Consider the following 24,108-nt stretch of genomic DNA (forward strand, 5'->3'; position numbering starts at 1 on the left):
TTTACGCCGCAACGACAGCCTCACGCGGCGTCGCCGCCGCGGCGAGCAGCCGCGTCGCATCGGTGAGATGCACGAGCTTGCCGCCGGCGATGACGGCGATGAGTCGCGGCCGCAGCGGGACGGTGTCGTCGACCAGCAGAATATCGGCGCGGCGCCCTTCCGCGAGGACGCCGCGATCGGCAAGACCGGTCGCGCGCGCAGGTCCCGCGGAAACCAGATTCCAGGCCTCGGTCAGCGGCAACACGCCATCGGCGGCGAGGCGAAATGCGGCGAGCAGCTGCGCGGGATAATAATAGTCCGAGGCCAGCACCGAGCAGAGCCCCTTGGCGATCATGTCGGATGCCCTGGTCCAGCCGGTGTGGCTGCCGCCGCGTACGACGTTCGGCGCGCCGTAGACGATGGCATCGCCGTGGCTTGCTGCCGCCCGTGCCGTCTCCTCGTTGATCGGAAACTCTGCAATCATCGCGCCCAGCTCGCGAAACTCCTGCCGCATCGCCGGTGTCGCATCGTCATGCGAGAGCATCCGCACCTCGGTGGCGCGGGCCGCCGCGGCGAGCCGCGACACGGACGCCGGCACCTCAGTGTTGCGCGCGACCACGCGCTCGACCAGGCGGTCGAATTCCTCGCTCGACAGCCCGGTGCGCTCCACCATGCGGTTGCGCTTGCGTGGCTTCGCCATGTCGGCGACGGTACCGTCCATGTGATCGTTGAAGGCGAACAGGTCGACACGGCCTTCACTGAGCCACTGCGCAATCTCGGCCTCGGCATCGAGATTGTAGGTCTCGTGGCGCAGATGGAAGCGGGTGTCGGCGGCGAATTGCGGGCGTTGCCGCTCGATCGCTTCCATCAGGCCGCGCGCATTGTCGGCGCTGCGCAGGCCCGGCTCCCACGAACAGGTCGTGGCGTGGAACACAGTGGTGATGCCGTTGCTGATCGCCTGGCGGTCACTGTCGGCAAGCGCGACGTCGATCGGGAAGTCGACGCCGGCGCGCGGCATCATTTGTCGCTCGAAGGCGTCGCCATGCAGATCGACGATGCCGGGCAAGACCAGCAGGTTGCGCGCATCGATCGCAAGCCGGTCGCGGCCCCTGGAGGCATCGACCCGTGCGATGTCCTGTCCGGACACGCTAAGCGAAGTTTCGACGAGTTCGGCGCCGATCAGGGCCCGGCCGCCTTCAAGGAAAATGTCAGTCACGCGACCGCGCTTTGTTTGCTGGCAGGAGAATTGGTAACGGAACTCGCCTGTGCTTCGTATGCCGAAAGAAAATCTTCAATCCCGAGCTTGCGGAAGTCGGGCAGTGCTTCCCGCAACTTATCGTGATTCCAGTCCCACCAGGCAAGCCTCGCGAGCCGTTCGGCGACCTCTTCCGAGAACCGCCGCCGCACGATGCGTGCCGGATTGCCGGCGACGATGGTGTAGGCCGGCACGTCCTTGGTGACGATAGTGCCTGCCGCGATCACGGCGCCTGTGCCGATGTTGCGGCCGGGCAGCACGATCGCGCCGTGGCCGATCCAGACGTCGTTGCCGATATGGACGTGATGCTGGCGCCGCCAGTCGAAGAACTCGGTATCGTCGCTCTCGCCGGGGAAGTAGGCGCTGGAACGATAGGTGAAATGCGCCTGCGTCGCGCGGTGCATCGGATGATTGCCCGGATTGATCCGCGTCATCGCCGCGATAGAGCAGAATTTTCCGATGGTGGTGTAGGTGATCTGCGCGTCGTTGACGACATAGGAGTAATCGCCCATCGTGACTTCATGCAGGATCGTGCGCGCACCGACCTCAGCATAGGCGCCGAGCCTGGTCTCGTGCAGCTTGGCCGAGGGATCGATGGTCGGTTCGACCGAGAGCGTTTTGCCGGCCATGTTGTATCCGATAGCTCGAGGGCGGGCGTACCTCTTCGAGTGCACTGATGACATTATCATGACGATCCAATGACAGTGGACGAGGTGTGCAGGATCGCCGCATCGCATCGCGTGTGTCACACAAGTGTCAAGCGCCGGCGCTAGCGGTGGCAGCCAGCTACTCTGGAGTCCTGCATGCTGGTGGTGGAAGGTCTGACGTGCCGCTTCGGCGCAAAAGCCGCGGTGGACGACGCTTCGTTTCAAATCTCTCCCGGCGGCTTCGTCGGCGTGATCGGACGGTCCGGCGCCGGCAAGTCAACCCTGCTGCGGACCATCAACCGCCTGGTGACGCCGACACAGGGTCGCATCCTGTTCGACGGCACCGACGTCACCGCGCTGCGCGGCAAGGAGCTGCGGCAGTGGCGTGCGCGTTCGGCAATGATCTTTCAGCAATTCAATCTGGTCGGCCGCCTCGACGTCCTGACCAACGTCCTGATGGGGCGTCTTGCGACGATGTCGGCATGGCGCTCGCTGTCGCAGATCTGGCCTGAGCACGACAAGGCGCTGGCAATGTCGGCGCTTGAACAGTTCGATATCGCTACGCTCGCAGCCCAGCGCGCCGACCAGCTCTCCGGCGGCCAGCAGCAGCGTGTTGCGATCGCCCGCGCGCTGGTGCAGCAGCCCGACATCATCCTTGCCGACGAGCCGATCGCCTCGCTCGATCCGCGCAACACCAAGATCGTCATGGATGCGCTGCTCCGCATCAACAAGCACTTCGGCATCACCGTGCTGTGCAACCTGCATTCGCTCGATTTGGCGCGCACCTATTGTGACCGCCTGATCGGCATGGCCGCGGGCCGCGTGGTGTTCGACGGTGCGCCGTCGGCGCTGACCGATCACGTTGCGCGCGAGCTCTACGATCTCGAGGCCGCCGACGTCATGGGCGGCGCGTCTACACCGGCGCCCGAGGGCGTTCCGGAACTTGGAACGGCGGCGGCCGCCTGAGCCGCGTCGCATCTGTCTAGTCGCCAGTTTTGCGTCAACCGACCCCAACCAATGAAGAGGGTATCATGATCACTCGCAGATTAGTTCTTGCCGGTGCCGCCGCGCTTGCTTTCACGGCCTCGGCCTCCGCGGCCGACTGGAAAGCCAAATATCCCGAGCTGACCTTTGCGGTCGTTCCGGCCGAGAACGCCTCCGGCGTCACCGAGCGCTGGACGCCGTTCGTGGAATATCTGTCGAAGCAGCTCGGCGTGAAGGTCACGCTGCGCATCGCCAATGACTATGCCGCGGTGATCGAGGGCCAGCGCGCTGGCAACATCCATATCGCCAGCTACGGCTCGGCCTCGTTCGCCCGCGCCCGCCTGACCGGCGTCAAGACCGACGCCTTCGCCAACGACATCAACGCCGACGGCTCGACCGGCTACTACTCGGTGTTCTTCGTCAAGGCGAGCAGCCCCTACAAGAGCGTCGACCAGCTCAAGGGCAAGAACCTCGGCCTCGTCGACCCGAACTCGACCTCCGGCAACAACGTGCCGCGCTTCGAGCTCGACAAGATGGGCATCCCGGATGCCGACACCTATTTCAGCAAGGTCGTTTTCACCGGCAGCCATGAGAACGCGCTGCTGGCGCTGGCGCAGGGCACGGTGGATGTCGCCGCCAATCAGTGGACCAGCGACGACGACTCCACGCTGGCGCAGATGCTGACCAAGGGCATGCTGAAGAACGCCGACGGCTCGGCGATGAAGAAGGACGACTTCCGCATCATCCACAAGTCGGCGCCGATCATCAACGGCCCCTACGCCTATAACTCGGACCTGCCGGAAGACGCCAAGGCCGCCATCGCGAAGGCGTTCTTCGACGCCCCGACCAAGGACAAGGTCGCGTTTGAACGTCTCTCGGACGGCCAGAAGAAGGGCTTTCATCCCGCTACCACCAAGGACTGGGATGGCACGATCGAGCTGATCAAGTTCGTCGACGCGCTGCGCAAAAAGAAGGCGTCCTGAGTTTCGGGACGATGCACTGGAGCCGGGTCGATGGGCCCGGCTCTTTCTTTGATGGGACCTTCTTCGACCGATGAGCATCGCGGTATCGATCCTCCCTGAGCAACAGCTGGCCGTGCTCAATGCCGCCTATCGCCGGGCGGTCGCGCGCAAGCGGCTCCGCCTCCTGTTGGGAGTCGCGATCTTCGCCGCCGCACTGGTTCTCGCCGCGATCGGCGCAGAAGTTAATCTGCGCACCCTCTTCACCTATTTCGGCAATTTCATCAGCTATTTCGACCGTATCCTCACGCTCGACAACGGCCAGCGCGTCTGGACCGATTTCGGCGAGTGGCTCTGGGGCTGGCGCAAATGGCTGAAGATGCTGGGCGAGACCTTGCTGATCAGCTATGTCGGTACGCTGGTCGGGGCCACCTTCGCTTTTGCCCTGAACTTCTTCGCGGCGGAAAACACCTCGCCTGCGCCCTGGTTGCGCTTCGTCGTGCGGCGCCTGCTCGAATTCGCCCGCACCGTGCCCGGCATCGTCTTCGCACTGGTCTTCGTGATCGCCTTCGGGCTCGGACCAATGGCGGGCGTGCTCGCCATCGCAATCCATTCCACCGGCGCGCTCGGAAAGCTGTTCTCGGAGATCGTCGAGAATGCCGACATGAAGCCGGTCGAAGGCATCCGCTCGACCGGCGCGAGCTGGCTGTCATGCATGCGTTTCGCGGTCGTGCCGCAGGTGACCGCGGGCTACGCCAGCTACGCGCTGCTCCGCTTCGAGATCAATGTCCGCGAAGCCTCAGTGATGGGCTTTGTCGGCGCCGGCGGTATCGGCCAGGAGCTCGTCGTCGCGATCCGCAAGTTCTACTATTCGGACGTCAGCGCGATCCTGCTCACCATCATCGTCACCGTCTTCATCATCGACATCACCACTGGCTGGCTTCGCAGCCGACTGTTCGGCAAGGAGGCGCCGACGTGACGAGGCCGCAGGAGGTCGATACCGCGCAGATTCGCGCGCGCTATCCCGATGTGTTCGACCGGCCGGCCTCGGCGCGGCTGGCGACGCCGGTAATGATCGTCGCGGCGTTCGCGATCCTGGTGTACGGCCTCGTCGATCTTGATTTCTCGCCCTCACGGTTCTTCGCGGGCCTCAGCCAGCTCGGTTGGATCAGCCTGATGATGATTCCGCCGGATCCCGGCTCCTCGCTGCCGGTCTACCTGAAGGCGCTCGGCGAGACCCTCTCGATCGCGCTGCTCGGCACGACAGTCGCCGCGCTGTTCGCGCTTCCGGTCAGCCTGCTTGCCGCGCGCAACGTGGTACCGTCGAAGATCCTGCGCTTCCCTATCAGGCGCTTCCTGGATTCGATCCGCGGTATCGATACGCTGATCTGGGCGCTGGTGTGGATCAATGTGGTCGGGCTCGGCCCGTTCGCCGGCGTGCTCGCCATCGCGGTGTCGGACTTCGGCGCCTTCGGCAAGCTGTTCTCGGAGGCGATCGAGGGGGCCGACCAGAAGCAGGTCGAAGGCATCCGCGCCTCCGGCGGCAGCGCGCTGCACGAGATCCGCTTCGGTCTGCTGCCGCAGGTCCTGCCGGTCATTGCCGGCCAGGTGCTCTATTTCATCGAGTCCAATACACGCTCGGCCACCATCATCGGCATCGTCGGCGCCGGCGGTATCGGGCTCCAGCTCGCCGAGCAGATCCGCGTGCTGGAATGGCAGAAGGTGTCGTTCCTGATCCTGATGATCCTGGTCGCGGTCGCCGCGATCGATTTCATTTCGGGGAAACTGCGGTTTGCGATTATCGGGCGGCGGGCGGTGGCGTAGGTCTCTTCACCTCGCCCCGCTTGCGGGGAGAGGCGGGATTGCATCGTAGATGCAATCCGGGTGAGGGGGAGCTTCAACGAGTCTATCTCTCACCGTTATCGCGGATGCAGCCCCTCACCCCAACCCTCTCCCCGTAAGAACGGGGCGAGGGAGAAGAGGCAGCCCACGCTACGACTCCACCAGAAACTCCACCCGCTCCGCCGCAAAGCGCGAATGCTTGGTCATCAGCGGCTTGCCTTCGAGATCGTGGTCGGTCGCATCGACCACCAGGATCGGCCGTCCCAGCGGGAGGTCGAGCCGCGCGGCATCGGTCGCGTCCACGATGCCGGCGGTGATCCGGGTCGCGCCACGGCGATAGTCGCGGACGCCGTAATGCTCGAGCAGCTTCGTCATTGAGCGCGTCGCGGCAAACACATTGCCCGCGCCTGGAAACAGTTCCGCCGACAGCCAGGTGGTGGAGACGCAAATCGGCGTGCGGTCGGCGAAGCGTATCGCCTCGATCCGTACCAGCGGCGCGCCGGCCTTCAATCCCAGTTCCCGCGCCAGCTCACGCGTCGCGACGTCATCAGACGCCTCGATCAACTGCCCGCGCGGTTCGCGGCCGCCGGCGCCGACGATCTCGGAGAAGCGCGTGCGCGAGCGCAGCGGATAGGCCAGGCGCTGCGCCTCGACATAGGTTCCGCTGCCGCGCTCGGCCCGCACCAGGCCGCGTTCCGCAAGCGCAGCCAGTGCACGCCGCACTGTGTGGCGGTTCACGCGATAGGTTTCGGCGATCTCCATCTCGCCCGGCAGCTTGTCGCCGACCGCAAAGCGGCCATCGGCGATGCCGCGTTCGATTCCGTCGGCGACGAGGCGCCAGAGCGCGACGCCCGAGGAGGCTGTGTCCTGCATGCTCATGTTGTCGGATAAGCTAGCCCAGAAATCACACCTTTGTCACGAAACAGTCATGGCGCTTCCGTATGAAGTTGTCTATTATCATAGACAACTTCAATTCGGCAAGTTCGGTGGATTTGGTGACCCAGCACAATAAGCAGCAAGCCCAGCGCAAGGCCGCGATGGCCGTGCTGGCGCACGCGGAGGCGGGCGAGATCGCCGCTCGCCTCCGCACAATCGCCTTGCCCGGCCATCAGGATCTGCGCGAGCCGGAAAACGGCCTGGTCATGCTGCGCGGGCGGGTCGGCGGCGACGGCGCACCGTTCAACCTCGGCGAAGCGACGGTGTCGCGTGCGGCGGTCCGCCTTGTGAGCGGCGAAGTCGGCTTCGGCTACACCCTCGGGCGCGACGGTGAGAAGGCGCGACTGATCGCGCTCTGCGATGCGCTGGTGCAGTCCAGCGATTTCGGTGAAGCGGTCGAGCGGGATGTTATCGGGCCGTTGCGCGATCAGCTTATGATGAGGCGCAACCAGGCCGCGGCTGAAACCGCCGCGACGAAGGTTGATTTCTACACCATGGTGCGCGGTGAGGGGTGAGATCATGACCACGATTGCGGAACTGCCGCCGGGTTTCGCCGACAAGGTCTTGTCGGCGCAATCGACCTTTCGATCGGTGATGGACGCGATGGCGCGGCCAGGCTCGGTTCAGCGCATCGTGCCGATGGCGGACGCGCCTGAGACGATGATGCGCGGCACCGCCGCGATCGCGCTGACGCTGTTCGATCACGACACGCCGCTCTGGCTCGATGCGCGGATGTCCGAGAGTTCGGACATGGTAAAGTGGCTCAAGTTCCACACCGGCGCGCCGATCGTTCGAGATTCTTCGGTTGCGAGCTTTGCGCTGATCAGTGATGGCGCCCTGCTTCCGGCACTCGAGCGCTTCGCGCTTGGTACGAGCGAATATCCGGATCGTTCGACGACGGTGATCGTCCAGGTCGAAAGTCTGGATACGGGGCACTCCTTCGAGCTGCGCGGTCCGGGCATCGACGGTGTTGCAACTCTCCAGGCGGCCATAAAGCCTGCCGACCTGTTCGAGCGCCTGCGGGTCAACGAGGCGCTGTTTCCGCGCGGCATCGACGTGGTCCTGGTAGCCGACGACGCCGTGGTTGCGATCCCGCGCACCACGCGTGTCGTGAACAAGGGAAGCAAGTAGTATGTATGTCGCAGTCAAAGGCGGCGAGCGCGCCATCGAGAACGCCCATCGCCTGCTCGCAAATGCGCGGCGCGGCGATCAAAGTGTTCCGGAAGTTACGCTCGACCAGATCTCGGAGCAGCTTGGGTTGGCCGTAGACCGCGTCATGAGCGAGGGCTCGCTCAATGACCGTGAGCTCGCGGCGCTGGCGATCAAGCAGGCGCGCGGCGATCTGATCGAGGCGATCTTCCTGGTCCGTGCCTTCCGCGCCACCCTGCCGCGCTTCGGCACGAGCGAGCCGGTCGACACCGGCGCGATGCGGGTGCAGCGGCGGGTGTCTGCGACTTTCAAGGATATTCCCGGCGGCCAGATCCTTGGGCCGACCTTCGACTATACGCACCGCCTGCTCGATCCGACGCTTGGCCAGGGCTTTGTGCCTGAAGTGCCGGCGACGGCCGAAGCTTCGACGGCACCCACGCCGCGTGTGACCGATATTTTGGGCCGCGACGGGCTGATCGAATCCTCGCCGCAGTCCGAGGACGGCGCCAGCGTTGGCGATCTCACCCGCGAGCCGCTGAACTTCCCGGCCGATCGCGACCTGCGCCTGCAAAATCTGGCGCGCGGAGACGAAGGGTTTTTGTTGGCGATGGGCTACTCCACCCAGCGCGGCTACGGCCGCAATCACCCCTTCGTTGGCGAGATCCGCTTCGGCGAGGTCGAGGTCGAATTCTCTGCCGAGGATGTTGGCTTCGCCGTGCCGCTTGGCTCGATCGAGCTCACCGAGTGCCAGATGGTCAACCAGTTCAAGGGATCAGCCACGGAAGCGCCGTGCTTCACCCGCGGTTACGGTCTTGCCTTCGGCCAGAGCGAGCGCAAGACCATGTCGATGGCGCTGGTCGATCGCGCGCTGCGTGCCCGCGAGCTGGGTGAAGAAGCCGTCGCACCGGCGCAAGATGAAGAATTCGTGATGTCGCATTCGGACAACGTCCAGGCAACCGGCTTCGTCGAGCATCTGAAGCTGCCGCACTATGTCGACTTCCAGTCCGAGCTCGGCCTCCTGCGGAAGCTGCGCAAGGAGTTCGCCGAGGCCAATGCGCCTGAAGCCATGAAGGAGGCCGCGGAATGAACGCGCCCGCCTACAATTTCGCCTATCTCGACGAGCAGACCAAGCGGATGATCCGCCGCGCCATCCTGAAAGCGATCGCGATTCCCGGCTATCAGGTGCCATTCGCCAGCCGCGAGATGCCGATGCCCTATGGCTGGGGCACCGGTGGCGTGCAGGTCACGGCCGCGATCCTTGGGCCCCAGGACGTGCTGAAGGTGATTGACCAGGGTTCCGACGACACCACGAATGCGATCTCGATCCGCAAGTTCTTCGCCAAGACCGCCGGTGTGGCGACGACGACGGCGACGGACGAGGCGACGGTGATCCAGACGCGTCACCGCATTCCGGAGACGGCGCTGCACGAGAACCAGGTGCTGGTCTATCAGGTGCCGATCCCGGAGCCGCTGCGTTTCCTTGAGCCGCGCGAGACCGAAACGCGGCGCATGCATGCGCTCGCCGAATACGGCCTGATGCATGTGAAGCTCTATGAGGACATCGCCCGCTTCGGCCACATCGCAACCGCCTATGCCTATCCGGTGAAGGTGAATGCGCGCTATGTGATGGACCCGTCACCGACGCCGAAGTTCGACAATCCCAAGATGGACAACTGCCCGGCGTTGCAGCTGTTCGGCGCCGGTCGCGAGAAGCGGATCTACGCGATCCCACCCTACACCCAGGTGGTGTCGCTCGATTTCGAGGATCATCCCTTCGAGCCCTACCGCTTCAACGCGCCCTGCGCGCTGTGCGGTGCCGAGAATTCCTATCTCGATGAGATCGTGACCGACGACAAGGGCGGGCGCATGTTTGTCTGCTCTGATACCGACTATTGCGAGGGCCGCCAGGCCGCCGGCCATCACGGCAGCCTGAGCGCCGCGCCGTACAAGGAGAGGGCGCAAGGGGGCTCACATGGTTGATCTCGATACGCTTGAAAACGACCAGCCGCTGCTGGTCGCCGAGTCCCTGAGCAAGTCCTACGGCCGCATCGCCGCGTGCCGCGATGTATCCTTTGCGCTCTATCCGGGCGAAGTGCTGGCGATCGTCGGCGAATCCGGTTCGGGCAAGTCGACGCTGCTGCAGATGCTGTCGGGTCAGCTCACCCCGAGCGCCGGCCAGGTGTCCTACCGGATGCGCGATGGCGTCACCCGCGATCTCACGACGCTCGGCGAGGCGGAGCGGCGCTTCCTGTTCCGTACCGATTGGGGCTATGTGCACCAGGATCCCGCGCAGGGCCTGCGCATGGCGGTATCGGCCGGCGCAAATGTCGGCGAGCGGCTGATGGCTGTGGGGTGGAATCATTACGGCCGCATTCGCGACACCTCATCCGACTGGCTCACCCGCGTCGAAATCGACATCGCGCGCATCGACGATGCGCCGCGCACCTATTCGGGCGGCATGCGCCAGCGACTTCAGATCGCGCGCAACCTCGTCACCGAGCCGCGGCTGGTGTTCATGGACGAGCCGACCGGCGGGCTTGATGTCTCCGTTCAGGCGCGCCTGCTTGACCTCGTGCGCAGTCTCGTCGCCGAGCTGCACCTCGCCGTCATCATCGTTACCCACGATCTCGCGGTGGCGCGACTCTTGTCGCACCGGGTGATGGTGATGAAAGGTGGCCGCGTCATCGAGACCGGTCTCACCGACCAGGTGCTCGACGATCCGCGCGAGCCCTATACCCAACTCCTCGTCTCCTCGATTCTGCCGCCATGAGCCAGCCGATGACCGCCATGATCGACGTCACTGATGCCAAGAAGACCTTTACGATGCACCTGCAGGGTGGCATCGAATTGCCGGTGGTCCGCGGCGTGACCTTCCACGTCAACCCGGGCGAATGCGTCGTGCTGTCGGGGCCGTCCGGCGCGGGCAAGTCGTCGATCCTGAAGATGATCTTCGGCAACTATCGTTGCGACTCCGGCCGCATCGGCATCCGCCATCGCGGTGCGCTGATCGATCTCGCCACGGCCGAGCCGCGGCAGGTGCTCAACATCCGCCGCTCGACCATCGGCTATGTCAGCCAGTTCCTGCGCGCGGTACCGCGCGTTGCGACCATCGACGTCGTCGCCGAACCCCTGATCGTGAACGGCTTGGCACGCAGCGATGCACAGCAGCGGGCAGGCGAGCTCCTGCATCGTCTCAATATCCCCGAGCGGCTCTGGCAGCTTCCGCCCGCCACCTTCTCCGGCGGCGAGCAGCAGCGCGTCAACATCGCGCGCGGCTTCATCTCGGACCTGCCGATCCTGCTGCTGGACGAGCCGACCGCCTCGCTCGACGCTGCAAATCGCGCTGTCGTGGTCGAGCTGGTTGCCGAGAAGAAGCGCCAGGGCGTCGCCATGGTCGCGATTGTGCATGACGACGAGATCCGCCATTTGATTGCCGACCGCATTGTCGACGTCACCAGCTTCGCCGCCGCGGCCTGGAGGAAGACAAGGAAATGAACGCCAAGCCGAAGGAAACCGTGATCGCCAACGCCAGGATCGTGCTGGCTGACCGGATGATCGAACAGGGCTGGCTTGCTCTTGCCGATGGACGCATTGCCGAGATCGGCGAGGGCAGGGCGCCCGCGGGCGCGGAGGATGCTGGTGGCGACCTGATCATGCCGGGCCTGATCGAGCTCCACACCGACCATCTCGAAGCGCATTATGTGCCCCGCCCAAAGGTGTTCTGGAATCCGGTCGCGGCCGTCATCTCCTATGACGGCCAGCTCGCCACATCAGGCATCACGACCGTGTTCGACTCGCTCCGGGTCTGGCGCGAGGACGGCGCCGAGGAAGTCGATGGCCGCGCCGGCGTGCTCGCCGCCGCGATCACCACCGCGCGAGACGCCGCCCTGCTGCGTGCCGACCACTTCCTGCATCTGCGCTGCGAAATCCCGATGCCGAGCGTGGTCGAGGAGGCCAAGGAGCTGATCGATCGTCCCGACGTCCGGCTGATGTCGTTGATGGACCATACCCCCGGCCAGCGCCAGTTCCGCGACGAGGTCAAGCTGCGCGACTACTATCGCGGCAAGGGTGGCGGCAAGACCGATGCCGAGCTCGACGAGCTGTTTGCGAAACGCTTCGAGTATCAGAAGGCCTATGCCGCGACCAACATGCGCCAGATCGTTGCGCTGGCGCATGAGTATAAGATCCCGCTCGCCAGCCATGACGACACCACCGAGGAGAACGTCGCGGACGCCGTGCGCGATCGCGTTTCCGTGGCGGAATTCCCGACCACGCTGGAGGCTGCGCGCGGCCTGCATCAGGCCGGCATCGACATTTTGATGGGCGCACCGAACGTCGTGCGCGGCGGCTCGCATTCCGGCAACATCGCCGCGGTCGATCTCGCCCGCGAAGGCCTGCTCGACATCTTGTCGTCGGACTACATCCCGTCGAGCCTTTTGATGGGCGCGCTGCAGTTGCCTGAGCATGTGCCGGCGATCAGCCTTCCTGCGGCGGTTCGTACTGTTACGAAGACGCCCGCCGAGGCGGTCGGCCTGTCCGATCGCGGCGAGGTCGCGGTCGGCAAGCGCGCCGACCTGATCCGTGTGCATGTCGCGGGCAGCGTTCCCGTGGTCCGCAGCGTCTGGCGCGAAGGGCGCCGTGTCGCATGAGCGAGACCATGGCCATGGCGCCTGAGCAGGCGGACGGGATCGGACCCGGGCGGCTCGTGCTCGTGGTCGGTCCGAGCGGCGCCGGCAAGGACACGCTGTTGCGGCTCGCGCGGGCGGCCTGCAGCGACGATCACGAAATCGTCTTCCCGCGCCGTATTGTGACGCGCAAATCGTCCGTCGACGAAGACAATGTCGCGCTCAGTGCTGACGAATTCAGCCGCGCGCAGGAGCATGGCGATTTCGCCGTGCACTGGGAGGCGCACGGGCATTCCTACGCTCTGCCGCGCGAGATCAACGACGATATCCGCGCCGGGCGCGCGGTCGTCGCCAATGTCTCGCGCACGGTAATAGGCGCGCTGCGCCAGGCCTACGCCAGTGTCGTGGTCGTCGCGATCACGGCGCCGCCGGATGTGCTGGCGCAGCGGCTTGCCGCGCGGGCGCGGCACAGCGACGGCAACATCGCCGACCGTCTCGCGCGCAATGTGAGCGACGCATCGGCCAATGCCGATGTCACCATTCTCAACGCCGGCAGCGCGGAGTATCACAGCCGCCAGCTCGTGCGCGTCATTAGGAATGAATGCTGGCACGAATAGCTGGCACAACTAGGAGATTGGAATGTCTGTGATTGAAACGGTCGAACAGCTAGAGGCCATCTACGGCGCCACCAATGACGCCTCGACCGTGAAAGTCGCTGACCACGTCACGCCGCTCTACCGCATCTTCATCGAGAAGGCGCCATTCGCCGCGCTCGCGACCATCGGGCCCGAAGGCATCGACTGCTCGCCGCGCGGCGATCTCCCCGGCTTCGTCCGCATTCATGATCCGAAGACGCTGATGCTGCCCGATCGCCGCGGCAACAACCGGGTCGATTCCTTGCGCAACATCGTGCGCGACCCGCGCGTGTCGCTGATGTTCCTGATCCCCGGTTCCGGCAACGCGGTCCGGGCCAACGGCCGCGCGCATATCTTGATCGATCCGGAGCTGCTGGCTTCCTTCAAGGTCGAGGGCAAGGCGCCGCGTAGCGTGATGGTGATGAATGTTGAGGAAATCTACTTCCAGTGCGCCCGCGCGATCGTCCGCTCCGACCTCTGGAATCCCGACAAGCGCGTCGATCCCAAGACGCTGCCGACGCCCGGCCAGATCCTCGCCGAGATGAGCCAGAACAAAGTGGGCGGCGCGGAATACGACCGCATCTGGCCGGAACGCGCCGCCGCGACGATGTGGTGAGTGTCTGTGCTCTCTCGTCTCCCTCGCCCCGCTCTTGCGGGGAGAGGGCGGGGTGAGGGGCCTCTCTCCAAGCGTGAGATCGTCGTGGGACCTGTACCCCCTCACCCGGATTGCATCTTCGATGCAATCCGACCTCTCCCCGCAAGCGGGGCGAGGTGAAAAAAGAGCGCCGCGACGCTAGGGGCTCAATTAAACGCCATCCCGCCGCTCAGCGCGATCGTCTGCCCCGTCATGTAGGCGTTGTCGACCAGCAGCATCACAGCCTTCGCCACCTCCTCCGCCGTGCCGAAGCGGCCGAGCGGGATGCGGCTGATGAGTTGCGGCTGGCCGCTCATCATGTCCGTTTCGATCAGCGACGGCGCCACCGCATTGACGGTGATGCCCTCCTTCACGAGACGCGCAGCATAACCGCGCGTCAGCCCTTCCATGCCGGCCTTGGAAGCATTGTAGTGCGGGCCGATCGAGCCGCCGCCGCGTGCTGCGCCCGAGGAGATGTTGACGATGCGGCCCCATTTCCTGGCGCGCATCGAGGGCAGAACGGCCTGCGTGCACAGGAATACGGATTTCAGATTGACCAGGATGGTGCGATCGAAATCGTCCTCGGTGAGATCGTCGACGCCGCGCGTGATGGCGATGCCGGCGTTGTTGACGAGGATGTCGATCGGCCCGTGCCCGGCTGTGACGCGCTCGACCATGTTGGCCACCGCCTCGCGCTGCGAGACGTCGGCGGCAACGACGATGGCGCGGCCGCCCTGCTTGCCGATCTCGCCCGCCAATTGCTCGGCTTGCTCGATCCGCTCGCGGCAGTTGATCGCTACGGCCGCGCCGGCGTCGGCCAGCAGGCGGCAGACCGCAGCACCAATTCCGCGCGAGCCGCCGGTGACGAGTGCCGTGCGCCCCTTCAGATCATTCGCCATCTCTGGAACCTCCCAAATTGTCCGCCGGTGGTTGCTAGAAGCGTATCATGCGGGTCGCACGCCGGTGTTGAACTCATCGCGAGATGAATCAGGTTGTCAGCTCTTGCTGCTGGAGAAGCGCCCCAGCGTGTGGATCGCAAATATGGATAGCCATTTCATTGACCAGCTGCGCCATCGGCTCGATACTCGAGGCATCGAAACTGCTCCTAGACCGAAGCTGCAACATGAGAACCGATCACCAGCGTAATCCAGGCGACATGCACGAATGCATGACGCGGCGCTGTTTCTCAGCGGCAACGGGCGCCTGTTGTTGTTGCTGATCCCCGCCTAGCAGCATCTCTCACCGCAATTCCCAAGACAGGAACGCCGAAATTCCGGCGAACGAGCAGTCATGTCCCAATCCCAGTCGAACGCCTACATCATCGAGATCCACGACCGCGCCGCCGGCATCATCACAAGAGATGAGCGCGGCTTCCGTTTCTTTTCCTCCGAGCGCCTGTTCGACAGTCTCGAAGGCCGGCAGTTCCGCTCGGCCCGCGAAGCGGAACGTGCCGCCCGCGCCGTATTCTCCGAGCGGAGCCGGCGCGCGATTTCCCCATTCCTCACCAACTGAACCCGACGCAAAGGATCGCAACATGATTGCACGACGACATCTTCTGACCGCAGCGCTGCTGCTCGCGACTGCCCTCGCCGCACCCGTGCATGCCGAGGACAAGCCGGCGGAAATTCGCATCGGCACCCAGAAGGGCGGCTTCTTCCCGGCCGTGCGCCAGCGTCAAACGCTCGAAACTGCCTTCAAGCCGCTCGGCATCGAGATCAAGTGGATCGACTTCCAGTTCGGGCCGCCGTTGCTGGAGGCCATCAATGTCGGTAGCGTTGATTTCGGCTTCGTCGGCGATACACCGCCGATCTTCGCGCAGGCCGGCGGCGCCAAGATCCGCTACGTCGCGGCCGTGAAGTCCGAGGGCGACAATCAGGCCATCATCGTGCCGAAGGATTCGCCCATCAAGACGCTGGCCGACCTTAGGGGTAAGCGCGTCGCGTTCGGCAAGGGATCGAGCGCGCACAACCTCCTTGTCGCCGCACTCGAGAAGGCGGGCCTCTCGTGGTCCGACATCACGCCGGCGCCGCTCGCGCCGGCCGATGCGACCGCGGCCTTCGTCAAGGGTTCGGTCGACGCCTGGTCGATCTGGGATCCGTATCTGGCGCTCGCCGAGTTGAAGGAGAGCGCCCGTGTTCTTGCCTTCGACAAGGATATCCACACGCCGAATGCCTACTACATCGCCAACACCGACTTCGTAGAGAAGTATCCGTCGCTGGTCGCAAAGCTCAACACGACCTTCGCCTCGGAAGGCGTGTGGGCGGAGGCGCATCACGAGGACGTCGCGAAGGCGCAGGCCGAGGCAACCGGCGTGGATATCGAGGCCGTCCGCCGCTTCGTCAACCGCTCCAGTTATAGCGTGGTGCCGCTCGACGCGGAGGTGATCAAGAGCCAGCAGGCCGTTGCCGATCGCTTTGCCAGGCTCGGCCTGATCCCGAAGCCGGTCAACGTCTCCGACATCGTCTGGAAGTGGACGCCTGGCTCCTGAAGCGGCTCAGCCTTTCAGCGCCGCGAGCAGCTGATCCGGACGTTCGGCCATGATCATGTGGCCGGCGCCCGGCACCACGACGGTCTTCGCGTGCGGGATCGCGGCCGCGAGCGCCTTGCCCGCCTTCGCCGGGGTCATCATGTCCCGCTCGCCGAGGATAAGCGTGGTTGGTACCTTCACGCTCGCGGCGGCGGTGAGCGCATTCGCGTAAGCATTGCAGGCGGACAAATCCTTGAACAACACACCCGGCTCGCAAGCCTGAAGCACCGCCTGCGCGCCGCCATGCATCCACAGGCCCGGCGCGAGGCTGCCGCCGAGTTCGGCCCTGAAGCCGAGTCCCCAGATCGAGACCATGTCGAGGGCGTCCTGCTCGTTGGCTTCGGCTGCCTTTAGCAGATCCGGGCCGACCGTCATGGTCGCGGCGGTGCCGATCAGGCTCAATGCAGAGACCTTGTCGGGGTGGCGTGCCGCCGTCTCCAGCGAGATCAGCGATCCCATGGAGTGACCGATCAGATGCGCCTTCGCGCTGCCAGCCGCATCGAGCAGCGCTGCCGTCCAGTCGGCCATTTCCGCGATGCTCGACAGCGAAGGCCCGGCCGAACGGCCGTGACCGGGCAGGTCGGGTGCGAGCACGGCAAAGCCGTGATGGGCGAACCAGCGTGTATGCAGCGCCCAGCTCGAATGATCGAAGCCGGCGCCGTGGATGAAGGCGACCGCGGGCAGGGACTTGTCGAATTCGCGGCCGCCGGTTGCGACAAACACCTCGGCACCGTTGACGGAAAGCTTCATGGCTTCAGACCTTCTGCGAGAGGCGCAGCGCTTGGGAGAGATCGTCGATGATGTCGGACGCCGCCTCAATGCCGACCGAGAGCCGCACCAGCTCCTCGCCGACACCGGCGGCCTTGAGTTGCTCGGCATCCATCTGCTGATGGGTGGTCGAGGCGGGGTGGATCACTAGCGTCTTGGCGTCGCCGACATTGGCGAGATGGCTGATCATACGCAGCGATTCGATGAACTTGCGCCCCGCGGGCCGTCCGCCCTTGATGCCGAAGGAGACGATCGAACCGGCCCCGCGTGGCAGCAGTGTCTTGGCAAGCTGATAGTCGGGATGGGTCTCCAGCGAGGGATGCAGCACCCAGTCGACGGCCTTGTTGGACTTCAGCGCCTCCAGCACCAGGTGCGTATTCTGCATGTGGCGGTCCATCCGCACGCCGAGCGTCTCCACGCCCTGCAGGAGCTGGAACGCGTTGGTCGGCGACAGGCAGGCGCCGAAATCGCGCAGGCCCTCGGTGCGCGCGCGCATGATGAACGCCGCGGTGCCGAACTGCTCGTCGAAGACGATGCCGTGATAGCCGCCATAGGGCTCGGTCAGCACGCCGAACTTGCCGGAGCCGCGCCAGTCGAACCGGCCGCCGTCGACGATGGCGCCGCCGATGGCGATACCATGGCCGCCGATCCATTTCGTCGCTGAATGCATCACGATGTCGGCCCCTAGCTCGATGGGCCGGCTGAGATAGGGCGTGGCAAACGTGTTGTCGATCAGGAGCGGAATCTTTGCATCATGCGCTATGGAGGCGACCTTCGGAATGTCCAGCACCTCCAGTCCGGGATTGCCGATGGTCTCGCCGATCACCAGCCGTGTGTTCGGCTTGATCGCCGCGCGGAACGCATCGAGATCGCGCGGCTTGACGAAGGTGGTGGTGATGCCGAAGCGCGGGAGCGTGTGTGCCAGGAGGTTGATGGTGCCGCCATAGAGCGAGCTCGATGCCACGATGTGATCGCCGGCGTTGAGCAGCGTCGCGATGGCGAGATGCATCGCGGCCATGCCGCTGGCGGTACAGATCGCACCGACGCCGCCTTCCAGCGCCGCGAGCCGTTCCTCGAGCACGCCCGTGGTCGGATTGGAGATGCGCGTATAAATGTGGCCGGCGCGCTCGAGATTGAACAGCGCTGCCGCGTGATCGGAATCCTGGAACACGTAAGACGTGGTCTGGTAGATCGGCACCGCGCGGGCCCCGGTCGCGGGATCCGGATGCTGGCCCGCGTGCAGGCTCAGGGTCTCGAAGGCGGGCGGCTTGGGCGCGGGCATGCGTGGCCTCGTTGGTCGGTCGGCGGAAGCCGCCTTGTGCCACAAAAAAGCGGGTCACGTCAGCCCATTGACAGCGCCGTATGACGACGCGCAGCGCTATGCGACAGGCTGTGAATGAATCGGCGTTGGAGCCGGGTACGAACCATCTCCGGCGTCATCGCGAGGAGCCCGCGAAAGATTGCGCAGCAATTTTGCGCTGGTGCGACGAAGCAATCCAGACTGTCTCCGCGGAGGCATTCTGGATTGCTTCGCGGAGCCTGTCATCGGGCCGCGCTACGCGCGGACCCGGTGGCTCGCAATGACGACCGCGGCTCGCGTTAATCCTTCGGTAAGACCGGAGACGCTGCATGGCAATTTCGTGGCGTAACTGAGTTCTTAACGAATTGCCTCTAACTTGCGCATTCCCACCTCGTGATAGCCTGCGCACTGATCTTCGCGTGCGGCGTCCAGCAACACCGAAGAGGCAGAATGCCGGCTCTCAAGAACCTGTTTTCCCTTCGCTCGATCGGCGCCAAGCTCGCGCTCATGACCATGGTCGGCGCGATCTGCATGGCGCTGGTCGCCTCGACCGTTCTGTGGATCGCCCGGGGCCAGCTCGTCACCGAGCGCGTCGAGAAGGCGCACGCCGTGGTGGACGTGGTCTGGAACCTCGCCGACGGCTATTACAAGGCCTACAAGGCCGGCCAGATGACCGAGGACGAGGCCAAGAAGCGCTTCATCGAGGCCAATGATAAAATCTGGTACGAGGACCATACAAACTACGTCTATATCTATGACTACGAGACCGGGCTTTGCGTCTCCAATCCCGGCTTCCCGAATTTCGTCGGCAAGGACATGCGGCCCAACAAGGATGCTGAGGGCAAGCCTTTCGCTTTGACGCTGATGGACATCGCGAAGAAGGGCCAGGGCACGCTGCGCTATTCCTTCCGCCGCACCAGCAACGATCCCACGGCGTTCGACAAGGTCTCCTTCACCCGCGGCTTCGCGCCGTGGAACATGATGATCGCATCCGCCGAATACATGTGGGAGGTCGACAACTCATTCTGGTCGATGGCCCAGACCGCCTCGATGGTCATCGCCGTCCTGATGCTGATCTCGATCGCGATCGCCTGGGCCGTCGGCCGCAGCGTGGTGAAGCCGCTGACCGGGCTGAAGGAGCGCATGGCCTCGCTGAGCGCGGGCCAGCTCGATGCGCCGGTGGCTTATGCCGATCGCCGCGACGAGATCGGCGAGATGGCGCGCACCGTCCAGGTATTCCGCGACGCCATGATCGAAACCAACCGGCTGCGCGAAGAGCAGGCGATCACCGAGCAGCGCCAGGTCGAGGCGCGCAAGGTCGACATGAACCGGCTTGCGGATCAGTTCGAACGCGAAGTCGGCGAGATCATCGAGCTCGTCTCGGTTGCCGCCGGGCAGCTCGAAACGTCGTCGACGACGTTGTCGAAGACTGCGGACACCGTCGCGCAGGTCTCGGGCCGTGCTTCCACGGCTTCGGGCGAGGCATCCGCGAACGTTCATTCCGTCGCGGCGGCGAGCGAAGAGCTTGCCTCCTCCATCGGCGAGATCAGCCGTCAGGTCGAGACCTCGGCGCGGATCGCCGGCGAAGCCGTCAGCCAGGCGCAGAAGACCGATACGCGGATCAGCGAGCTGTCGCAGGCCGCGAGCCGGATCGGCGACGTCGTCGACCTGATCCAGACCATCGCCGGCCAGACCAATCTCCTGGCGCTGAACGCAACCATCGAAGCTGCGCGCGCCGGTGATGCCGGCCGTGGCTTTGCCGTGGTGGCGTCCGAGGTGAAGTCGCTCGCCGAGCAGACCGCGAAAGCAACCGACGAGATCAGCCAGCAGATCTCCGACATCCAGTCGGCGACGCGAGATTCGGTCGCGGCGATCAAGGAGATCGGCGCGACGATCGGGCGCATCTCGGAAATCTCGGCCGCGATTTCGGCCTCGGTCGAGCAGCAGGGCTCCGCCACACAGGAGATCTCCCGCAACGTGCAGCGCGCTGCGTCGGGCACCTCGCAGGTCGAGACCAGCATCGCCGACGTCCAGCGCGGCGCGTCGGAAGCCGGAGGCGCCTCCGCCCAGGTGCAGTCGGCCGCGCAATCGCTCGCCAATGAGAGCTCGCGCCTCAAGCGCGGCGTCGCCGGCTTCATGAACTCGATCAGGGCGGCGTAGCCGGCTTTCGTTGCGGCCATCCTTCGAGAGGCCCGTTATGCGGGCTCCTCAGGATGAGGTCTGGTTTCGCGGCGAGATCTTAGACCCTCATGGTGAGGAGCCCGCCAAAGGCGGGCGTCTCGAACCATGCAGGCCGAGCACTCTCAAAGCATCCAGGCGCCTACTCCGGCGATCACGCGGCCGGTTGCGCGGCCAGCCTGTCGCGCACCTCGGCGGCGATCTCGAACGAGCGCAGCCGCGCGGCGTGATCATAGATCTGCCCCGTCGTCATCAGTTCGTCCGCGCCGGTCTCGGCGAGTAGCGTCTTCAGCTTTTGTTCGACGACAGCGGGCGAGCCGACAGCAGTTCACGGGCGGGGGACAACGGATTCAAATCGTAATACACCGATCCCATTAGATTCTCGACAAGCCATGTCAACACCCGTGCTCGATGTGTCGGCGTGCTGAACGAATGAGCCATCGCGGGCACACTGGGCGGAACCGAGCATTTTGTTAGAACCAAGCGTCTTGCGGCGCACGCCTGGTTCGCGGAACCGAGAAACCAATTCCCGCCCAGACCGTTTGCATGACAGGCCTCACTTTCGAGGAGGAATTGTTATGATCAAGCGAAGCATCCTGCCGCTCGCCGCGATACTAGTCCTGACTGCCGGCGGTGCGACGACGGCAAAGGCCGTGGAGTTTGATGTGGGTCCGGGCGGAGTTTACGTCGGTCCGCGTGGTGATCACTATCGCGATTACAATGCCTACAATCGATATGATCGATATGGGAGGTGCCGGGTCGTGATTGATCATCGGACTAATCGCTTTGGCGAGGACGTCACCATTCGGCGGCGCATCTGCGACTGATTGCAGCCATATCTCGTCATAAGACTTAACCCGGCTTTGCCGCGTAGCGTCGAGGCCGGTTATTTTTGCGCGCAGCACGCGTAGGATGGGTAGAGCGCAGCGAAACCCATCGCTGTCTTGAACTGGAATTGACGCGTGTCGGGGCTGACGATCTTGCAGATCGTCAGCCCCGACTTTGACCCGTCGGGCAAAACACCTGTCTCGCTGGCGAGGGCTGTCAAGCCTCAAGCGCAAAAATATTCCACTTTACCGAAATTCGGAATTATAGCATTCTTCCTGCCATCCCGGTCCAGGAAGAGGGGCGATCGTACGTCGTCGCGAACGTGGGCCGGGGTGCGGTGGACGCGGCAGCGCCGGCGCGGAGGCAGGGGATTGAGCCGAACCCCGTGAGCTCAACGCAAGCCGTGTTGGACGGACGGCGCCGCTGCGTACGGCAAAACCGTGTGGTCCTTTCTGCAAGGCCTTTTTCTGACCTGCCGATAGCTTCGTAAGTTACTGAAAATAAATGAGTTTATCGACTTTTCTTGGAAGAGAAGCGGCTCGCCGGTAACCCGCCGGGCCCTATTAGGCCCTATTTGAGCGTATGCGCTGGCGCGGACCGTTGATTTGCGTCTGGCTCGTCCGGTGCTGATAGCGACGAGCCCCTGGAAACGCAGAGGCGCGCTCGCGGCCGATCCCAAGGGGCTGGAGGTAATATTGGGACCGGCAGCGAGACCCGCGTGGCCTCCACCTTCATGCGGGCTGCGCCGAGCTTGCCTTTGATCTAAATCAAAGGTCGTATATGGCGACCCGCTCAACCCTCGCAGCCATGGGGCAGGAGGATCGTCTTTAATTGCGCTGATTGTGTTGGCGATGCTGGGTACTGTCCTAATTAGGACACTCGCGGAGGAGAATTAGGACACTGACTTCGTGGTCCCAATATCAGGCACTTAGATCAATCGATGCTGGCGAACCTCTCCGGGCTTCATATTGAGTGCTAGGACGTGCTCGGCGGCTAGTTGGCGTTGAATAAGGTTAACGGCCCAGCCTTCAGGAATTGCTTCCAGTACCAAATCAAGTGCCTGATCTCGCGACGTCGCGGCAAGCCAAATCTGGACCTCCCGGTCATCGGTGATCACGCGAACTAGATGGACCTCTGTAGCAGTATTCCCAGACATAGTCCTACTGAGACCACCGACTAAGGCTTGGTTTCCGTTTGCTTAATCCGAACGTGGCGCTGATCGGTCGGGGCAAGCAAATTCATCTCTTCTGAGCCGCAAACATAGCATGGCTATTTGCCCGTCTTCGACCCATCGTCAACGCGCATGACCCACCGTACAATGCCCGCTTCTGAATACCGTTCGATTGCATCCGCTTACAAGGCTCAAGCGAGGCAAGCCGGGATTTCTCAAAAACGAGCGGCCCTTCTGACGAACATAAGCCGGACCTTCAGCGGTCTGGCGAGCCAGCTTGAAATGCTCGAAGCCGATGTGGCGGCGGAACGAAGGACGCGACGATAGGCAGTCCGCGCGGCGCCTACGCGGTGGGACCTCCGACGTTAAGTAATTGCGAAACGGCGGTCACAAGCTGCGCAGGCGCGAATGGCTTTTTCAGGAGGACGCTGTTGGGCACGCCTTCCGATGGCCACTCGTCGGCCGCGGCGCCTGTCATGTAGACGATGGGAAAGGCCGGATCGATTTGCCGGACCAAGCGTGCGACTTCCCAGCCCTTCATCGGACCTTTTAAATTGACGTCGGTCACGAGCGCGGAGTACTTAACCGCGTCGCTTTCGATCATCGCCACGGCCTCCCGACCTGACGCAACCGTCGTCAGGTCGAAACCTGCTTCCTTCAGGGCGTCATGAATGATTTCCTGCAATAGCTGCTCGTCTTCGATGACGAGAACTATGGGAACTTCTGGCAATTTCCACTCCGCGTAGCCCACTCCGTTGTGGCCGACCAGGTAACGCTGCAATAGGGGAAATGTTCAAAAGTGAACAAATGGGAGGGAACCACCGGCAATGCGCGGCTTTTAGGCTTCGAAGTTTGGCTAACCCGTTGTGGCGGAGTGCCCTGATGAGCGGGAGCAACAAAGAGCTGACTGGTTGCCGTGTTCTTATCGTCGAGGACGAGTATTTTCTGGCGAATGATCTGGAAGAAGCGCTCAAATCCCGGGGCGCGAATATCATTGGGCCCTTTGGTGACTTTGACGCAGCGTACCGCCGAGCGGCACGCGATCATTTCGACGTAGCCATTATCGACGTCAATCTCCACGACAAGACAGCTTATCCGATCGCTGACGAACTGGTTCGGCAGCGCATACCCTTTGTCTTCTATACCGGGTATGGGAGCGACATCATCCCGGAGCGCTTCGCCGACGTGAAACGGTTTCAGAAGCCCTTCGACCCGTTAGAACTCGTAGAGGATATCGGGCGGCTGTGTCCGCGAGGAAGTGACTAGGACGAAGTACGCTGGCGCCGACCTTTACATCACCGCCCGTCCGGATCTAATTCTCGACAGCGTTCTGGCTAGGGATGACCTCGTCCTCCAACCAGATGCGACCTGGCGTAAAGTCCCTCTGGCTCCGGGTCCTTTGGGAGCAGCCGAAAATGCGGGGTACGCGCGACGCCGCCTATCGAGGATATTTGCAATTTTTGATTTCGGGCTTTCTTTTCGTACCATTTCGCACACATAGGCGTGTGTGGCTCTGCCCATCCGCGAAGTGTCGGCGCGCCTCGTCTAGGTCCGGTCAGTGGACTAGCGGACTAGACTTGAGTTCTTCGCATTTTGACCCCCATGTATGGTCCGGCCGCGCGGTGCAAGAAGATTTCGACGATCCGGCAGCTGTGGTCTTGCATCAATGTATCCGGCCTCTGCTTGGAGCG

General features: G+C 63.8%; 25 protein-coding genes and 1 pseudogene. 18 read left to right on the forward strand and 8 right to left on the reverse strand.

Going from position 1 to position 24,108, the window contains the following annotated elements:
* Position 1: 1 nt before the first annotated feature.
* Both AC629_RS35665 and AC629_RS35670 read right to left on the reverse strand, forming a co-directional pair.
* Positions 2-1,195: an alpha-D-ribose 1-methylphosphonate 5-triphosphate diphosphatase gene (locus tag AC629_RS35665; RefSeq protein ID WP_084809434.1), complete on the reverse strand. Its 1,194-nt coding sequence runs from the start codon at positions 1,193-1,195 to the stop codon at positions 2-4.
* The gene (locus AC629_RS35670) at positions 1,192-1,863 is read right to left on the reverse strand and encodes an LbetaH domain-containing protein (RefSeq protein ID WP_084809435.1); all 672 of its coding nucleotides are present in this window, start codon (positions 1,861-1,863) and stop codon (positions 1,192-1,194) included. Before AC629_RS35670 ends, AC629_RS35665 begins: the two co-directional genes overlap by 4 nt.
* 174 nt (positions 1,864-2,037) lie before the next feature.
* On the opposite strand from AC629_RS35670, the gene phnC reads away from it, so the two are divergent.
* From phnC to phnE (AC629_RS35690), 4 genes are all read left to right on the forward strand, one after another.
* A complete protein-coding gene (phnC, locus tag AC629_RS35675; protein WP_084809436.1) occupies positions 2,038-2,847 on the forward strand; it encodes a phosphonate ABC transporter ATP-binding protein in 810 nt (269 codons plus the stop codon).
* A gap of 65 nt (positions 2,848-2,912) precedes the next feature.
* The gene (gene phnD / locus AC629_RS35680) at positions 2,913-3,848 is read left to right on the forward strand and encodes a phosphonate ABC transporter substrate-binding protein (RefSeq protein WP_084809437.1); all 936 of its coding nucleotides are present in this window, start codon (positions 2,913-2,915) and stop codon (positions 3,846-3,848) included.
* Between the two features lie 70 nt (positions 3,849-3,918).
* The gene (gene phnE, locus AC629_RS35685; protein ID WP_084809438.1) at positions 3,919-4,803 is read left to right on the forward strand and encodes a phosphonate ABC transporter, permease protein PhnE; all 885 of its coding nucleotides are present in this window, start codon (positions 3,919-3,921) and stop codon (positions 4,801-4,803) included.
* Entirely contained in the window at positions 4,800-5,648 is an 849-nt protein-coding gene (gene phnE, locus AC629_RS35690) for a phosphonate ABC transporter, permease protein PhnE (RefSeq protein ID WP_084809439.1), read from the forward strand. The genes phnE (AC629_RS35685) and phnE (AC629_RS35690) overlap by 4 nt, the downstream gene beginning before the upstream one ends.
* 168 nt (positions 5,649-5,816) lie before the next feature.
* On the opposite strand, the gene phnF is transcribed toward phnE (AC629_RS35690), so the two are convergent.
* Positions 5,817-6,545 (reverse strand): phosphonate metabolism transcriptional regulator PhnF, encoded by a 729-nt coding sequence (gene phnF / locus AC629_RS35695; protein WP_084809440.1) that lies wholly within the window; start codon positions 6,543-6,545, stop codon positions 5,817-5,819.
* A 107-nt stretch (positions 6,546-6,652) separates the two neighbouring features.
* On the opposite strand from phnF, the gene phnG reads away from it, so the two are divergent.
* From phnG to AC629_RS35740, 9 genes are read left to right on the forward strand one after another with little or no spacing between them, the layout of a single operon-like run.
* Positions 6,653-7,117, forward strand: coding sequence for a phosphonate C-P lyase system protein PhnG (gene phnG, locus AC629_RS35700; protein ID WP_084809458.1), 465 nt, complete (start codon positions 6,653-6,655; stop codon positions 7,115-7,117).
* A gap of 4 nt (positions 7,118-7,121) precedes the next feature.
* Positions 7,122-7,733 carry a phosphonate C-P lyase system protein PhnH gene (gene phnH, locus AC629_RS35705; protein ID WP_084809441.1) on the forward strand — a complete coding sequence of 204 codons (612 nt, stop codon included), beginning with the start codon at positions 7,122-7,124 and terminating at the stop codon, positions 7,731-7,733.
* Position 7,734: 1 nt separating this feature from the next.
* Complete coding sequence (locus tag AC629_RS35710; RefSeq protein WP_084809442.1) at positions 7,735-8,838, forward strand: carbon-phosphorus lyase complex subunit; 1,104 nt, start codon at positions 7,735-7,737, stop codon at positions 8,836-8,838.
* Positions 8,835-9,731, forward strand: a complete 897-nt coding sequence (locus tag AC629_RS35715) for an alpha-D-ribose 1-methylphosphonate 5-phosphate C-P-lyase PhnJ (RefSeq protein ID WP_084809443.1) — start codon at positions 8,835-8,837, stop codon at positions 9,729-9,731. The genes AC629_RS35710 and AC629_RS35715 overlap by 4 nt, the downstream gene beginning before the upstream one ends.
* The gene (phnK, locus tag AC629_RS35720; protein WP_084809444.1) at positions 9,724-10,521 is read left to right on the forward strand and encodes a phosphonate C-P lyase system protein PhnK; all 798 of its coding nucleotides are present in this window, start codon (positions 9,724-9,726) and stop codon (positions 10,519-10,521) included. Before AC629_RS35715 ends, phnK begins: the two co-directional genes overlap by 8 nt.
* Positions 10,522-10,529: 8 nt before the next feature.
* Positions 10,530-11,246: a phosphonate C-P lyase system protein PhnL gene (gene phnL / locus AC629_RS35725; protein WP_084809459.1), complete on the forward strand. Its 717-nt coding sequence runs from the start codon at positions 10,530-10,532 to the stop codon at positions 11,244-11,246.
* The gene (locus AC629_RS35730) at positions 11,243-12,400 is read left to right on the forward strand and encodes an alpha-D-ribose 1-methylphosphonate 5-triphosphate diphosphatase (protein WP_084809445.1); all 1,158 of its coding nucleotides are present in this window, start codon (positions 11,243-11,245) and stop codon (positions 12,398-12,400) included. The genes phnL and AC629_RS35730 overlap by 4 nt, the downstream gene beginning before the upstream one ends.
* On the forward strand, positions 12,397-12,993 hold the full coding sequence (gene phnN / locus AC629_RS35735; protein WP_084809446.1) for a phosphonate metabolism protein/1,5-bisphosphokinase (PRPP-forming) PhnN: 597 nt from the start codon (positions 12,397-12,399) through the stop codon (positions 12,991-12,993). The genes AC629_RS35730 and phnN overlap by 4 nt, the downstream gene beginning before the upstream one ends.
* A 22-nt stretch (positions 12,994-13,015) precedes the next feature.
* Positions 13,016-13,627: a pyridoxamine 5'-phosphate oxidase family protein gene (locus tag AC629_RS35740; protein ID WP_084809447.1), complete on the forward strand. Its 612-nt coding sequence runs from the start codon at positions 13,016-13,018 to the stop codon at positions 13,625-13,627.
* A gap of 185 nt (positions 13,628-13,812) precedes the next feature.
* On the opposite strand, the gene AC629_RS35745 is transcribed toward AC629_RS35740, so the two are convergent.
* Positions 13,813-14,544 (reverse strand): SDR family NAD(P)-dependent oxidoreductase, encoded by a 732-nt coding sequence (locus AC629_RS35745; protein ID WP_084809448.1) that lies wholly within the window; start codon positions 14,542-14,544, stop codon positions 13,813-13,815.
* A 391-nt stretch (positions 14,545-14,935) separates the two neighbouring features.
* Between AC629_RS35745 and AC629_RS35750 the strand changes: the two genes are divergently transcribed.
* Together AC629_RS35750 and AC629_RS35755 are read left to right on the forward strand one after the other, a co-directional pair.
* Positions 14,936-15,157: a hypothetical protein gene (locus AC629_RS35750; protein ID WP_084809449.1), complete on the forward strand. Its 222-nt coding sequence runs from the start codon at positions 14,936-14,938 to the stop codon at positions 15,155-15,157.
* A 22-nt stretch (positions 15,158-15,179) separates the two neighbouring features.
* A complete protein-coding gene (locus AC629_RS35755) occupies positions 15,180-16,133 on the forward strand; it encodes a sulfonate ABC transporter substrate-binding protein (protein WP_143199693.1) in 954 nt (317 codons plus the stop codon).
* Between the two features lie 6 nt (positions 16,134-16,139).
* Here AC629_RS35755 and AC629_RS35760 read toward each other — a convergent pair whose 3' ends face one another.
* Complete coding sequence (locus tag AC629_RS35760; RefSeq protein WP_084809450.1) at positions 16,140-16,922, reverse strand: alpha/beta fold hydrolase; 783 nt, start codon at positions 16,920-16,922, stop codon at positions 16,140-16,142.
* Between the two features lie 4 nt (positions 16,923-16,926).
* A complete protein-coding gene (locus tag AC629_RS35765) occupies positions 16,927-18,222 on the reverse strand; it encodes an O-acetylhomoserine aminocarboxypropyltransferase (protein ID WP_084809451.1) in 1,296 nt (431 codons plus the stop codon).
* A 468-nt stretch (positions 18,223-18,690) separates the two neighbouring features.
* Here AC629_RS35765 and AC629_RS35770 point away from each other — a divergent pair, with 468 nt between their 5' ends.
* A complete protein-coding gene (locus AC629_RS35770; RefSeq protein ID WP_084809452.1) occupies positions 18,691-20,400 on the forward strand; it encodes a methyl-accepting chemotaxis protein in 1,710 nt (569 codons plus the stop codon).
* Positions 20,401-20,572: 172 nt separating this feature from the next.
* On the opposite strand, the pseudogene AC629_RS45935 reads toward AC629_RS35770, so the two are convergent.
* A pseudogene (locus tag AC629_RS45935) lies at positions 20,573-20,746 on the reverse strand (LLM class flavin-dependent oxidoreductase); the annotation flags it as partial.
* A gap of 250 nt (positions 20,747-20,996) precedes the next feature.
* On the opposite strand from AC629_RS45935, the gene AC629_RS35775 reads away from it, so the two are divergent.
* Positions 20,997-21,245, forward strand: a complete 249-nt coding sequence (locus AC629_RS35775; protein WP_084809453.1) for a hypothetical protein — start codon at positions 20,997-20,999, stop codon at positions 21,243-21,245.
* A 1,515-nt stretch (positions 21,246-22,760) separates the two neighbouring features.
* Here the strand turns inward: AC629_RS35775 and AC629_RS35785 are convergent.
* Entirely contained in the window at positions 22,761-23,198 is a 438-nt protein-coding gene (locus AC629_RS35785; protein WP_245332098.1) for a response regulator, read from the reverse strand.
* A gap of 101 nt (positions 23,199-23,299) precedes the next feature.
* Here AC629_RS35785 and AC629_RS35790 point away from each other — a divergent pair, with 101 nt between their 5' ends.
* The gene (locus AC629_RS35790; RefSeq protein ID WP_084809455.1) at positions 23,300-23,683 is read left to right on the forward strand and encodes a response regulator; all 384 of its coding nucleotides are present in this window, start codon (positions 23,300-23,302) and stop codon (positions 23,681-23,683) included.
* The last annotated feature ends 425 nt before the right edge of the window (positions 23,684-24,108 follow it).

This window comes from Bradyrhizobium sp. NAS80.1, assembly GCF_001908205.1.
GTDB lineage: Bacteria > Pseudomonadota > Alphaproteobacteria > Rhizobiales > Xanthobacteraceae > Bradyrhizobium.